We start from the raw sequence: 14014 nt of genomic DNA on the forward strand, positions 1-14014 counted from the left end.
GCAGCTTAGTAACTGTTGATAAGTTAATAACTTGGTTGATAAGTATTTATTCTTCTTCTTTGGGTACCAGCACGAAAACGTCTTCGCCGGGCCGCTTCATGAGGTATTTCTCACGGGCAAACTTTTCGAGCAGGGCCGGCGAGCTGAGTAGCTCGGCGCGGTCCTTTTTGACGCTGGCAATGTTGGCTTCGTAGTATTCTTTTTCCGCTTTCAGCTCGCGCCATTTGTGGTACATGTCGTACTGCTTGCCGAAGTCGTTGGAGTCGAACACGGCCATCCAGACCACAAAGCCGGCGGCCGTGAGGAAATAGAAGTTGCGTAGCACGCGCAACACGGGCGTGAGAAAAGGAGGAAGCTGCATGAGGATGGAGTAACTACTTACAAAAGAACGTCATGCTGAACAAAGTGAAGCATCTTGCTCGCGCCGCGTGGGGTAGTACCCCTCGTGGCGTGGTAGAGATGCTTCACTGCGTTCAGCATGACGTTCTAATAAGTAGCTAACGACTACGCCGTTACAACCTACATTTTTTTGCCGGGGAAGTAAGCCGTTTCGCCCAGCTCCTCCTCAATGCGGAGCAGCTGGTTGTACTTGGCCATGCGGTCGGAGCGTGAGGCCGAGCCGGTTTTGATTTGACCGGTGCTTAGGGCCACGGCCAAGTCGGCGATAGTGTTGTCTTCCGTCTCCCCCGAGCGATGGCTCATGATGGACTTGTAGCCATTGCGGCGGCCCAGGTTCACGGCGTCGATGGTTTCGGTGAGCGTGCCAATCTGGTTTACCTTGATGAGGATAGCGTTGGCAATGTGCTCATCAATACCGCGTTGCAGGCGCTCCACGTTGGTCACGAACAAGTCGTCGCCCACGAGCTGAATTTTTTTGCCCACCTGGTCGGTGATGCTCTTCCAGCCCGCCCAGTCGTCTTCGGCCAGGCCATCCTCGATGCTGATGATGGGGTATTTCTTGGTCCAGTCAACCCAGTAGCTCACCATTTGCTCGGGCGTCAGCTTGTCGCCGGTGCTCTTCTTGAAGTGGTAGTGGCCATCTTCGAAGAACTCCGACGCGGCGGGGTCGAGGGCAATCATCACCTGCTCGCCGGGCTTGTAGCCCGCCTGCTCGATGGCTTGCAGCACCAGCTGAATGGCTTCTTCGTTGCTCTGAATGTCGGGGGCAAAGCCACCTTCGTCGCCCACGTTGGTGCTCAGGCCGGCCTTTTTCAACACCGACTTGAGGGTGTGGAAAATATCGGTGCCCCAGCGCAGCGCCTCGCTGAACGAGCTAGCGCCCACGGGCATTACCATAAATTCCTGAAAGTCAATCTTGTTGTCGGCGTGCGAGCCGCCGTTCAGGATGTTCATCATCGGCACGGGCAGCGTGTTGGCGCCCACGCCACCTACGTAGCGGTACAGCGGCTGGCCTAGCTCCTGCGCCGCAGCGCGGGCGGCGGCCAAGCTCACGCCCAGGATGGCGTTGGCGCCGAGGTTGCCCTTGTTGGGGGTGCCGTCGAGCTCGCGCATGATTTTGTCAATCAGGCTCTGCTCGTACACCGAGAAGCCAATCAGCTCTTCGGCAATGGTCGTGTTTACGTTTTCGACGGCCTTCAGCACGCCTTTGCCCTGGTAAATGGCCTTGTCGCCGTCGCGCAGCTCTACGGCTTCGTGCACGCCGGTGCTGGCGCCGCTCGGTACGGCAGCGCGCCCTACGGTGCCCGAATCGGTGGTTACGTCAACTTCAATGGTTGGATTGCCGCGTGAGTCCAGAATCTGGCGGGCATGGATGGCTGCGATGTAGCTCATGTGTTGGAAAGGGAGATGAGAGTTGCAAATGTAGGGCTGTGCGGTAAGCTTTAGCTTGCCGTGGGTACGGCGCACTGCACATCGTTTACGGCAAGCTAAAGCTTACTGCACATCTTCCAGCAGCTCGGCCAGACGGGCAAACAATACCTCGTTGCCATTTTGCGCATACCCGACCAGCGCCGCCTCAAACTGCGGTAAGCCAGTGAGAAAGGCCTGCACGTTCTCGGCCGTGATTTCTTCGAAACGGCGGCCGTAGCCCATTTTTTCAATCTCAGCCGCGTTCAGCCACTGCTCAAACTGCGCCGGAATGGGCACCGCGCACACCGGCTTATGCAGGTACACGGCCTCCGAAATCAGCGAGAAGCCACCGTTGGTGAGCACGGCCCGGCTGCCCGCCAGCTCGGCAATGAAGCCCGCCTCGGAGAAGGGCCGCAGCAGCACGTTGCCGTGCGCCTCATCCTTGTTAAAGCCGTATACCCGGAACTCCTGCTCAGGCATTTGTTGCAAAATCTCGACCAGGTTGGTTTGGTTGGTAGCCGTTTGGTACACCAGGATGTAGTCGCCCTTGGTGGGCTGGGCCGCCTGAATTTCGGGCCGGATAATGCTGGGCACCAGCGTAGTGCGCTCAGCGTAGCGCAGGCGCAGCGGCAGCTCAAAAAAGGTAGTAATCAGGTAGTGCCGGGCGCGCGGCAGCTTGGCGCGCACCAGGTAGCGCGCCACGTCGTACGACTCGCGCTCGTCGGCGGGCACCGTCACGTTGAGGTGGGCGCGGCTGATAATCTGCATATTATCAATGCTGATAACTGGCACCCGCAATAGCTTGGCGAAGAAGTAGCTGAACGACTCAAAATCACTGATTACCACCTCAGGCCGGAAGCCGTGCAGCAGCTGCCGGTACTGCCGAAAGTTGGTTTGCAGCGCCTCGGGCGCGCTGCGCAGCGTGAGGCCGATGGTGCGCGACTTCGACACCGCCAGCCCTTCGTAGGCAATGTGAAAGCCGGCGATTTCGAGCACCCGGCCCGGAAACGTCTTATCAAGCAGCGTAAAGGCCCGCGAGCTGCTGACCACGCGCACATCGTGCCCCTGGGCTAACAACCAGGTAATGAGAACTTTGCTGCGGGTGGCGTGGCCGAGGCCTTCGCCCGGCACGCCGTAGAGGATAGTCATGGGAAGAGTGGGAAAGGGCGTAACAAGCGGCAAGTACGCCCCCGGAGTGATTTCGTAGCCGTTGCCCAGTAGCGCGGACTTTCAGTCCGCGAGTTAAGTAGGCTTGGTACTCGCGGACTAAAAGTCCGCGCTACATCACTGCCTGGGTCGATACGAAGGCGGCGTTGGCCGATTAAAATGCAATTTGGAGCCGCCGCCGGGCGTTTCTTGCGGCCTGGTTAGGGTGGTTGGCCCGGTTTTCGTTTTCACGTCCTCATCGCTGTTTAACCCGTTTTTTATGCTGATTTCTTTTCTCTCCGTGGCGCGCCGGCGCCGGTTGCTGGCTGGCCTGGGCGCGCTGGCTTTGGTAGGCGCTGGGGCCTGCACGGCCCCACGCAATATCACTACTTCGGGCAAGGTGACGCCCCAGGGCGAGTTTCGGCTGGCCTACAACCAGGGGTTCAACGTGGGCTCGGCACCCATCAGCAAGGCCGGCTCGGCAGTGAAAAGCGCGGCGGGCCAGCTCGGCAGCCAAGCCGCCCGCGGCGATACCGTGCGCTACTCGGGCACCGTGAGCAGCCTGCAAACGGCCGCCCTGGCTTACCTGCTCGACCCCTTGCAGCCCACCGCCGACCTCAGCATCCGCTACGGCGTGGTGCCGCGCCTCGATGTGGGCTATAAGTACGCCTTTGGCTCGCACGTGTTCGATACGCAGTACCAACTGCTGGGCCCCACGGGCTCCATCGAAAACCCCGAGCGGGGCGCGGCCAGCGGCACCACCTACGCCAGCATCGGCCTGCAATACGCCATTCAGCGGGCGTCTTTGCCCAATATCTCTTTTCTGAGTGACCTCAATAATCTGCTGGGGCTGTCAGCCTCGCGCCACGACGTGATTATCCCGCTCACAGTCAGCCAGTCGTTTGGGCCCGAGGAGAGCATTGGGGCCATCAGCTACGGCGCGGTGTACTCGCACTCGTGGGTGAGCTACGGCTTCACACCTAGTAACTTATACAACCGCACGGGCGGCACCAAGCTGGCCGATTTACCCAAGCAGAGCCGTAATTTTTCGTCTTACGGCTTGTTCCTCAACCTCAAGCTGGGCTACAAATACGTGTACGTGGTGCCGGCCGTGAGCGTATACTATCAGAATTACGGCGACTACACCCTGCTCGATGGCAGCATGTCCTCGCTCAGCGGGGTTACATTCATTCCCTCGCTGGGCGTGCAGTTCCGAATTCCTAATTTGTCGCGCTAAGCGAGTAGTTGAATGAAAAAGAACGTCATGCTGAGCTTGTCGAAGCATCTCTACCACGCCGTGAGGATTACTAACCCAACTGGCGCGGTAGAGATGCTTCGACAAGCTCAGCATGACGTTCTTTTTCATTCACTCACCCATTCGTTCACAACTTACTCATTTACAGCTGCCTCACTCACCGCACCGCCAGCCACTACGGTGAGCATGTCGGCGGGACTGAGGTAGGTGCGGGCCAGGGCCAGCAGCTCGTCGGCGGTGGCAGCCTGGGTGCGGCGCACCAGCTCGGCGTAGTAGTCGGGGCGTAGGCCTTGCAGCAGCACGTAGCGGTAGCGGTCGGCCTGCTCGAATACGGTGGTGGTTTCGCCCAGCAGCTTGCCCAGGGTGTAGTTTTTCACGGTTTCCAACTCGTCGTCGCCCAGCGGCTCGGCCTGGAGGCGGGCCAACTCAAAGGCAATTTCCCGGCGCGTGGCGTCGGCGCTTTCGCCATTCACATCGGTGCCGATAACCAGCGACGCGGCCTGCTCACGGGCCACCACGCTGGCCTGAATGCCGTAGGTAAAACCCTTGTCTTCCCGAATGTTACGCATCAGGCGCGAGCCGAAGTAGCCGCCCAGCACCTTCACCAGCAGCAGTAGCTCGGGCGTTTGGGCTTCGGTGAGGGCCGGCCAGCGTCGCCCCACCCGTAGTGAAGCCTGGAGGCTGCCCTCCATGGGCACGGTGATAACGCTGGGCGCAGCCGCGAGCGCCGCAGCTGCGGGAGGCGCAGTCGCTACCGAAGCGGCACCCGCTACCGGCTGCCACGCGCCTAAGGTAGCGGCTACCTCCTCGGCGTAGGCGTTAATGTCGCCACTCAGAAACAGCTCGGCTCCGGCCGGAGCGTAGGCTGCCGCGTGAAAGTCGCGCAAGTCATTGTAGGTAAGCTGGTTAAATGCAATCTCGTCAAATGGCTTGCCATAAGCCGCGTCTTCGCCAAATAGCTGACGGTTCATTTCCTCGCTGGCGCGGTAGCTGATTTTCTGGCGCTCCACGCGCATGTTTTGGCTGATGCGGGTTTGCATCTGGCGCATTTCCTCGGCCGGAAAAGTGGGCGTAGCCAGTACCTCGGCCACCAGCGGTAGCAGCGTGGGCAGGTGGCGGGCCAGGCAGTAGAGCGTGAGCGTGGCGCGGTCGGGGCCGGCCTCGCAGTCGAGCGACGCGCCGTAGAAGGCCACCCTATCGGCTATCTGGCGGGCGGTGCGCGTGGCAGTGCCCTCCGTGAGCATGCGGGCCGTGAGCTGCGAGAGGCCGGGCAGCGGCTCCTGGCGCTTGCCGGCCGGTAGCACTACTTGCAGGCGCAGCACGGGCTGGGCATCGTTGGCTAGCAGGTGTAGGCGCGTGCCGTTGGGCAGGTGCTGCACGGTAGGCGTGGGCAGCACAATGTTGGTGAGCGGGTGGGTAGGCGGGGGCGAAAGACGGTTGAGCACGGAGGAAGGAAAAGCTAGATTAGGTTGAAACACAAAGGTTGTCATTGCGAGGGCAGCGAAGCAATCGCACCAGCCCGAAACCCGACCGGCCCCGTTCTGGTGCGATTGCTTCGCTGCCCTCGCAATGACAACCTGTTACTTGCTTGGTAATAAGTTAGTTAGGTAGCGAGCCACGGGTACCACCGGCACCCTGCTCATCGAAGGCGTCGGCCAGCTTGTTGAGGTTGAAGTGCAGCGAAACCCGGATGGTCTGAGCCAGCGGGTTGGCCTGCGAGTTGGGCACTAGGTAGGTGCCATCGACGCCGAATACCGAGAGCTTGGCGCCCAGGCCGAAGCTCAGGTACTGGCGGTCGCCGGTGTGAGGGTTCTCGTAGAAGTAGCCCACGCGGGCCGCGATGGTATTGTTGTACCAGTACTCCAGGCCACCGTGCAGGTTGATTTCCTGCATTTCGCCCTTAAAGCCGCCCGGTGCATCGCTAAACGAGTTGAAGATGCCCGACACGATGCCTGACTGCTGGCGCTCGCGATTGGTCTGGTTCACCCGGTTCACCTGCGTGAGGTTGGTGCGGTCGTAAGGGTCCTCGTAGTAAGCAGAAGGTACTAGCAGCTTGGTAGCGTCGAATACCAGCGTGATTTTATTGTACGAGTCGATTTCGCGGGTGATGGCCGTACCCAGGCGCAGCTGCGTGGGCAGGAAGTTGGGGCTATTGGGGTTCAGCGAGTTGCCATACACCATCTTGTTGCCGATGTTGGAAATGGCGGCGCCAAAGGCTAGGTTGTACACACCGGTGCCGATGGTGGCATCCTTGCTGTAGTAGGCCCCGAGGTCGGCGGCGAAGGAGTTGCCAGCCTGCGCGTCGTTGCCCGAGTAGTTGCCCACCAGGTTGGAGCGCACGTAGCGGGCCGAGATGCCCACGCCGAAGTTCTCACCCAGCTTCTGGCCGTACGACACCGTGAAGGCGTATTCCTTAGGGTTGAACGAGCCGTTGGGCAGGTTGCTGCCGTCGCGGTAGTCAATCTGGCCCAGGCTGAAGTACATGAGCGAGGCCGCGATGGCCCCGCGCTCACCCACCTTACCGTAGCCCGAGAGGTAGCTCAGGCTCATGTCATCGGTAATCTGGCGCAGCCAGGGCGAGTAAGAGGGCGAGAAGGCGTACTTGTAATCTACAAAGCCCAGCTTGCCGGGGTTGTAGAAGGCCGCATTCGCATCGGGCGAGGTAGCCACCCCGGCGTCGCCGAGGGCCGCGCCCCGGGCGTCGGGGCTCAGCGTGAGAATAGGCACCGCCGTGGTGATGGTGTGCAGCTCGGGAGTAGCAGTCTGGTTTTGAGCCAGCGCGGCCGGGGCCGCCAGCAACAGCAACGCCGGCGCAAAGCTTAGCGTACGAAAAAACTTCATATGGTTTAGTAAAGTGCTAATTGCAAGAGGGTTGGCTACTGGTAAAGCGTTGCAAGAAGAAGCGACGCGTAACTAGAAAATACTATTTCGATAGGACCTACGAAAATGAAGCCCGGATTAGTTTAGCAAAACTAACTTCTCAAACTTGGTGGCGGCCTGGCCGTCGGGGGTGCGCACGCTCACGCGGTACACATACACGCCCCGCGCCAGCTGGTCGTTGTAGTCGTCGCGCCCATTCCAGCTCAGCGTGCCGTCCTGAATGGTGCTGGGTACGTGGCTGGTACTCACGGGGATAGTGGTGCGCAGGGTTTTTACCAAGCGGCCCGCCACCGTGAATATCTGCACCTGCACATCCAGCTCTGAGCCTGGTCGCGACTGGTCGAAATGGAACGTGGTGATGTTGCTAAACGGGTTCGGATAGTTCAAGACGTGGTTGAGGGCCAGCTGAGCCGATTGCTCCGCAATGAAGTCAACCGTGCCTTCTGCCGAATTATTGTAGGTGTCCCAGGCTTTCAGGCGAATTGTGTGGGGGCCGGGCGTCAGGTCTTTGTACAAATACCGCAGGCGGCCGGCCATAAAGTTGTCAACGTCAGAAGTATAGGCATCGTTGACGGTCACCAGCTTGCTGGGGTCATTGTCGAGCGTCACCGTAATATCATGCCCGATGCCGGCGCTGGACGTATTGATGCCCGACTTGTCGGTGAGGCGCGCCAACAGCAGCGGGCTCAGGTCCGTGCTGCCGCCCGACACAAACGACTCGTCGGTCATGTAGAGCTGCACCACCGGCGGGGTAGTATCGGTGGGGGCCAGGCGCGAAGCCCCGCCAATGAGGGCCGGCTGGTAGCCCTGGGCATCCACCTTATTGGCCAAGTCTTGGGCGTAGAGGCTGATTTTGCCCAACCCCACGTTGTAGGCAATGTCCTTGGGCACCACAAACTTCACCGCGAAGCGCCCGCCGCTCACCGTAGCCTGCCCGCCGTAGATAACGTTCTCCTGGGTTTCCACGGGAATTTGAACCGAGCCAGCGTCGCCCAACGTAGTCACCGTCACGGGCTTATCGTAGATAGTGACGTCGGCCGTACCGCCGAAGGTGGTGCTCAGTACGCCGTTGTTTTCGATGTGGCCGCTCAGCCGCACCTGGCTCAGAGCCTTGAGGGTGCGCAGGCTGTCAACGCTGGTGAAGGTGCGGTTGACGTTGCTGTCCACCCGAATCGAGTCGAGCACCACGCGCTGGCGGGGGTAGGCCAGGCGGGTGGTAGGGTCGGCGAGCAGGGTGTAGTTGCGGTTGTTGAGGTCGCCGCTGGGCGACTGGTTTTTGGCCGTGCTGGCCGCAAAGCCCAGGTAGGGCAGGGCCCCGGCCGCACTGCGGGCCAGCACCTGCGTGTAGAAGTTGTTGACTACCTCGGTGTTAAAGTTGGAGTACACCACCCGCGTGGTGGTAAACAACCCCACCGCGCCACCGGTGGCGTTGTCGGTGAGCACCTGCTCACCGGCCGAGGTCAGGTCGGGGTTGTCGTAGGTGCTCAGGTCGCAGGTGCCCGTAACCAGGAAGGTGAGGCGGTGCTGGTTGCGCAGAGCCAGCAGCGACGCATTGTTGATAACCTGCTCGTCGGTGAGGCCGCGGGGGCCGCCGTGGCCGGTGTAGCCAATCAGCAGCGAGCCCTGCTCCAGGGCCTCATCAATGGCGGCTACGGCCGCCGGCGAGCGCTGCCCGGCCGCCTGGCTTACCTGCGGAAACAGGTCGAGGTAATCCTTGCGAATGTTGTAGGCCGGCTCGCTTCGCTTGATGTTGGCGGCAAAAATCGTTTCCGACTCGGTGGCAAACTCGTTGCTTTTTTCCTGGTCCGTGTCGTCGGCCGTGAGAGCGATGGTATTGCGCCACTTGCCAAAGCTGGTGGTGGCATCGTAGTCGATAAGCTTGGCTACTACCTGCTGGGCCTGGCTGGCATCGGCCCGCTGGCCTACCGCCGTGCGCACCGGTAGGCGGCCCACGCCAATATCGGTGGCCTCAAACGTGGCCCCGTACGACTCTGTCCAGTCGCCCTCGCTGTCGTCGAGCAGACCGTAGTAATCCTCTGACGAATAGCTGCTTTCACCCTCCGTATTGTTGCGGCCCAATCCGAACTGCTGCACCGGAAAAAACGACTCGCGCGACTCGTAAGTGGGTACGAAATTTTGGTTGGCCGCGTCAAAGTTGACGTTAGTCGCGAAGGGCCGGCGGGTAGCCCACCACGTGGGCTCCTTACTGGCGTCGTTGAATGGCGACGACTTATAATCGAACGACGCATCGCCCAATAGCAGCAGGTAGCCGCGGCGGTTTACAGGGTCGGGGTTGCGGTCGTACACCTGCTTCATCAGGTCGCGGATGGCCGTGGCGTCCTGCCCGCCCGAGCTGTACTCGTTGTACACCTGCTGGGTGGTTACCACGGCCACGTTCAGGCCATTGTAGTCGCGGCGGTGCTGGGCCAGCTGCTCGGCCTGCGCCTTGAAGGGCGCGTAGGTCACAATTACCAGGTCCAGCTTGCCATCGGTGTTGAGGGTGTGCAGGTTCTGATTGGCGATTTTGCCAAAGAGCCGGGGCGCTTCGAACGTGCCGCTGGGCTGCACGGCCACGAACTCGCGCAGCGAATCGGTAGCGGCCGCAAAGCTGCCGCTGGCATCCAGCGCCTGGGCCTGGGGCCGGCGCGGGTTGGTGACATCCCACACCAGCGCGCCAGCAGCGTTACCCACCGTGAAGGTGCCCACGGTATTGGCCCCGCGCTTGTAATTCAGCGAGTTGAACTCCAGATACGCGGCGCTGAGGCGCAGCTGGCGCTTCACCACCAGCTCCAGGTAATCGAGGTAGCCGGTGCCACTGGGGTCGAAAGACGCGAAGCTAAGCGTCACTTTGGGGTCGGTGAGGCCGGCCGGCGTGAGCGCCGTGAAGGTGCGGAAGTCGTTGTTGGCCACCGTCGTAAAGGAGCCGTTGGGCAGGCCGGGCAGCGATTGGGTGCCGAGCCTGGCGCCGCCCACCGTCACATCGAAGGTGCTGCTTTGCAGGGCGGTGCTGGCGGTGGCCACGGTCAGGCGCAGGGTATCACCGGCCACGAGGTCGGCCAGCGGCTGGTTGCCGTCGCCGCTGAATACGAAGTCGCGCGAAGGAGTACTGTTTGAAAAAGCCTCGCCCAGCCAACGCCGGCCCGAGTGCAGGATATTTACCAGGTCGTGCTCATAAAAGCGCCGGTCCAGAAACGTGGTAATGGGCGCGCCCGTGGCGGGCCGCGTCGGCGCGGCTACCGTGGGCACGCGCCGGCCATCGCGGCTGCCCACCGTCAGGAAATAGTAAGCCGTATCCGAAAAGAAGTTATTGATGTGCTTGAAGCGGCCGCCTTCACCCAGCAAGTCGTAGAGGCCCGGCTGCACTTCCCGCGCTGCCCGGCCCGGCTGGCTGGCCCGCCACGTGTGCGGCCCCTTGGCGTAGAATAGGAAGTACTCGTCGGAGCTAAAAGTCGCGTCGTTATTACCCACAAAGTGCAGGTTGTTTTCGGCCAGGTCGTCGGGCCGGGGCGTAGCGTTGGCCTGGGGCAGCAAGCCCATGGCGTTGCCAAACAGCTGCACCCGGCGCGGGTCGAGGGTGGCTACCGGCAAGCCCAGGCTGCGCAGCGCGGCCATATCGAGCTTGTACATACCATTATGGGGCACCCCGATTTTGTACCAGTCGCCGCTGTTCAGCACCGAGGTGTTCACGTGGCTGCGGGCCGTGGTACGGGTAGCCGCGGCCCCGGCCGCCGCCTGGTAGGCGTAGCTGAACGACAGCAGCCGCTCGGCCTGGCCGGTTTGGGGGTTGCGGCGCACGGGCTTCAGCAGCACGTAGGAGTAAGCCTGGCGAGCCTCAATGCCAGTGCGAAGCTGGATTTCCGGGTTGTTAGGTAACGTAGTGTTGCCCAATAACTTAGCATCAGCCGCCGGAAAGGCTTCGTACACCGCATCGCGCAGCTCGCCGCTGGCTACGGTGCCGGGCAGGCGCAGGGTGAAGGTGCCCAGTACGTCGTTGGGGCCATGGTAGGCTCCCCGGAAGCTGGGCACCCGGCGCGGCTCCGCATCGGGGCGGGCGGCGGGGTTGCGCAGGCTGGCGTAGGTGGTCCAACTGAGGCTAACGGGTACTGTTTGGGAGCCGCTTTGGGCGTGCGCGGCCAGGCCAACGCCCAGCAGCAGCCCCAGCCACCACATCGAGAAAAGGTTTCGCATAAATACAACCAGCTAAGGCCCGCAGGCACCAATCAAAAATACGTCGCCTTCGGTTCACGCCCGCGCAGGTTAACTGTCGCCTGGCCCAAGTTATTGCGGGGCAGCAGGGTTGGGCTCCAGCGGGTCGCGGCTGCGCACCCGGCCCGGCACCGACAGCAGCACGTACAGCAGCACCGCCACCGGAATGCCCGCCGCCCGCAGCGTAGCCACTAGCACCAGCGCGAGGGCCACGAAAATGAACCGCCGGCGGTTGCCGAGCCAGCGCAGGTTCTTGAATTTCAGCGCAAACAGCGGCAGCTCGGCCACCAACAGGCCCGAGAGCAGCACGGTGAGCCCCAGCAGCAGCCACGGATTGAGAATGACCGGGCTCAACCCAAAGTTGTCGTAGGCCAAGATGAGCGGCAGCGACGCCACCACCAAGGTGCAGGCCGGCGTAGGCAGGCCAATAAACGAGGTAGTCTGCCGGGTGTCGTTGTTGAACTTAGCCAGCCGCAGCGCCGAGAAGATGCTGATAATAAAGCCTAAGCCGCCTAGCAACTGTAAGCTGGTGGGTAAGCCCACTTGTTCCAGCAGCTTAAACATAATGGCCCCCGGCACCACCCCAAACGACACCATGTCGGCCAGCGAATCCAGGTCCTTGCCGATGGGCGTCGATACGCGCAGCGCCCGCGCCAGCAGCCCGTCGAAGAAGTCGGCGATGGCCGCCGCGCCCACCAGGTAGGCCCCCAGCACCAGTTCGCCCCGAAAAATAAACGTGAGCGCCAGGCACCCACACAGCAGGTTGAGGCAGGTGACGGCGTTGGGAAGGTGTCGTTTCAAGTGGTTGGCTGCTTTATAGTTACGCTAAAGGCGAGTTATCGAGTGGGTTACGTCAAAAACGGATTGCTGCGCCGCTCCGCGCCGATGGTGGTAGCCGGGCCGTGGCCGGGATGCACCACCGTGGCATCGGGTAGGGTAAGTAACTCGCTCATAATGCTTTGGATAAGCGTGGCGTGGTCGCCGCCCGGCAGGTCGGTGCGCCCCACGCTGCCCTTAAACAGCACGTCGCCGCCAATGAGCTGCCCGCTGGCCGCATTATACAGCACCACGTGGCCCGGCGCGTGGCCCGGCGCAAACCGCACTTGCAACTCGCTTTCGCCCAGCTTAATAACTTGGCCGGCCGCCAGCTCGCCCGTAGGCTCGGCACCTTCGTAGGCCGGAAAGCCGTAGGGGCCGGCGTAGGTAGCCACGGCCCGCAGCGTGGGCAGGTCGAGGGCGTGCAGCCAGAACGGTACGCCGGGGTAGGTACGCAGCACGAAGGCATTGCCCAGCACGTGGTCGATGTGCGCATGCGTATTCAGTAAATACTTGATATCAAGCTTGTTGTCGTCAATGTAAGCGCTTAGCGTGCGCTGCTCGGCGGCCGAGTACATGCCGGGGTCCACAATGGCCGTGGCCCGCGTGGCCTCGTCGATGAGCAGGTAGGTGTTTTCGGCGAAGCCGTTGAAGGTGAAGGAGACAATACGCAGCATGTGGCAAAGGTAACGGCAGGGGCGGCGGTGCGGGGGCCACGGGCGGCGACCCGGCTGCCCGCCCGTACTTTGTCCCTACGAATGACTGATTATACTGATTGCGATTACCTGCTCATCGGCCATGGCATTGCCGGGGCGGTGCTGGCCCGCGAGCTGCGCGGCCGCGGCCACCGCGTGCTCGTCTACGACGAGCCGCGGCCCGAGGCGGCCTCCCGCGTGGCCGCCGGCCTCATGAACCCCGTGGCCGGCAAGCGCTTTGCCCTCACTTGGCGCGCCCAGGAAACGCTACCCACCGCAGTGGCTTATTACCAGGCGCTTAACGAAGAGCTGGGCGAAGATTTTTTTCAAGCCAGCCCCATTCTCAAGGTGTTCGGCTCGCCGCAAGAGCAGGAGCAAATGCTGGCCCGCGCCGCCGAAGACCCTTGGCAGGGCTTTGTCGAAAAAATTGACCCAACGCCCATTGAGCGGCCGGGTTTGCTGGCGCCGTTTGGCGGGGCCTGGCTGCGGGGCGGCGGCCACCTGCGTGTGGCTATGCTGCTGGCCGCCCTGGCCCGGCAAGGAAAGGCCGAAGGCTGGCTGCGCGAAGAAACTTTTAGTTGGGAGCACGTCGTTAGCGACGGCACTGGCGTAGCCTACGCGCCGGGCCAGTTGCGGGCGCGCCATGTGGTATGCTGCCAGGGCGCAGCGGCGCTGGTTTGCCCGCACTTTGCCTGGCTGCCCCTCACGCCCAACCAGGGCGCGGTGCTCGATGTAGCGGTGCCCGGCCTGAGTACGGCGCAGGTCCTCAATCGGGGGGCTTACGTGGTGCCGGGCGTGGTGCCGGGGCAGTTTCGGGTGGGGGCTACCTACCGCTGGCCGCCTTTTGCTACTGAGCCCGGCGATGCCGACCAGCGCGAGCTGGCCGGGCGACTGGCGGGCCTCACGGCGCTGCCGTTTGAGGTGCTGGGCGAGCAGCGCGGCGTGCGGCCCGCCGTGCGCGACCGCCGCCCGCTGCTGGGCTGCCATCCTGCCCTACCTTGGCTTAGCCTTTTCGGCGGCTTTGGCTCGAAGGGCGTGAGCATGGCCCCACGCTTGGCCCCGCTGCTTGCCGACCACCTGGCTGGCAGCGGCGAGCTGTGGCCCGATGTTAACTTAGCCCGCTACTACGAGCTTTATCCGGCACAATAACTTGGCCGGATACCAAGTCGGCCCCGGCCGGCGTTAAAGTTGTCCGTTGTTTGCTTTC

The 14014-nt window shown here is 62.1% G+C and carries 10 protein-coding genes; 2 read left to right on the top strand and 8 right to left on the bottom strand.

Annotated elements, in window-relative coordinates; translation table 11 throughout:
• Nucleotides 1–46: 46 nt before the first annotated feature.
• The 3 genes from ACYVGC_RS12245 to ACYVGC_RS12255 form a co-directional block, all read right to left on the bottom strand.
• Nucleotides 47–361 carry an FtsB family cell division protein gene (locus ACYVGC_RS12245; RefSeq protein WP_460584116.1) on the bottom strand — a complete coding sequence of 105 codons (315 nt, stop codon included), beginning with the start codon at nt 359–361 and terminating at the stop codon, nt 47–49.
• Between the two features lie 158 nt (nt 362–519).
• Nucleotides 520–1791, bottom strand: a complete 1272-nt coding sequence (gene eno, locus ACYVGC_RS12250; RefSeq protein ID WP_460584117.1) for a phosphopyruvate hydratase — start codon at nt 1789–1791, stop codon at nt 520–522.
• Between the two features lie 102 nt (nt 1792–1893).
• Nucleotides 1894–2958 (bottom strand): glycosyltransferase family protein, encoded by a 1065-nt coding sequence (locus tag ACYVGC_RS12255; RefSeq protein ID WP_460584118.1) that lies wholly within the window; start codon nt 2956–2958, stop codon nt 1894–1896.
• Nucleotides 2959–3235: 277 nt separating this feature from the next.
• On the opposite strand from ACYVGC_RS12255, the gene ACYVGC_RS12260 reads away from it, so the two are divergent.
• Nucleotides 3236–4192, top strand: coding sequence for a hypothetical protein (locus tag ACYVGC_RS12260; protein WP_460584119.1), 957 nt, complete (start codon nt 3236–3238; stop codon nt 4190–4192).
• 152 nt (nt 4193–4344) lie between these two features.
• On the opposite strand, the gene ACYVGC_RS12265 is transcribed toward ACYVGC_RS12260, so the two are convergent.
• The 5 genes from ACYVGC_RS12265 to ACYVGC_RS12285 all read right to left on the bottom strand — a co-directional run bounded on the left by ACYVGC_RS12265 (nt 4345) and on the right by ACYVGC_RS12285 (nt 12789).
• Nucleotides 4345–5655, bottom strand: coding sequence for a M16 family metallopeptidase (locus ACYVGC_RS12265; protein WP_460584120.1), 1311 nt, complete (start codon nt 5653–5655; stop codon nt 4345–4347).
• Nucleotides 5656–5809: 154 nt separating this feature from the next.
• Nucleotides 5810–7051: a type IX secretion system outer membrane channel protein PorV gene (porV, locus tag ACYVGC_RS12270; RefSeq protein WP_460584121.1), complete on the bottom strand. Its 1242-nt coding sequence runs from the start codon at nt 7049–7051 to the stop codon at nt 5810–5812.
• A 117-nt stretch (nt 7052–7168) separates the two neighbouring features.
• A complete protein-coding gene (gene porU / locus ACYVGC_RS12275) occupies nt 7169–11278 on the bottom strand; it encodes a type IX secretion system sortase PorU (protein ID WP_460584122.1) in 4110 nt (1369 codons plus the stop codon).
• 90 nt (nt 11279–11368) lie between these two features.
• Nucleotides 11369–12097, bottom strand: coding sequence for a CDP-alcohol phosphatidyltransferase family protein (locus tag ACYVGC_RS12280; RefSeq protein WP_460584123.1), 729 nt, complete (start codon nt 12095–12097; stop codon nt 11369–11371).
• Between the two features lie 47 nt (nt 12098–12144).
• Nucleotides 12145–12789, bottom strand: coding sequence for an MBL fold metallo-hydrolase (locus ACYVGC_RS12285; protein WP_460584124.1), 645 nt, complete (start codon nt 12787–12789; stop codon nt 12145–12147).
• A gap of 81 nt (nt 12790–12870) precedes the next feature.
• Between ACYVGC_RS12285 and ACYVGC_RS12290 the strand changes: the two genes are divergently transcribed.
• On the top strand, nt 12871–13956 hold the full coding sequence (locus ACYVGC_RS12290) for an NAD(P)/FAD-dependent oxidoreductase (protein WP_460584125.1): 1086 nt from the start codon (nt 12871–12873) through the stop codon (nt 13954–13956).
• Nucleotides 13957–14014: the final 58 nt, after the last annotated feature.

The organism is Hymenobacter arcticus, from assembly GCF_054779975.1.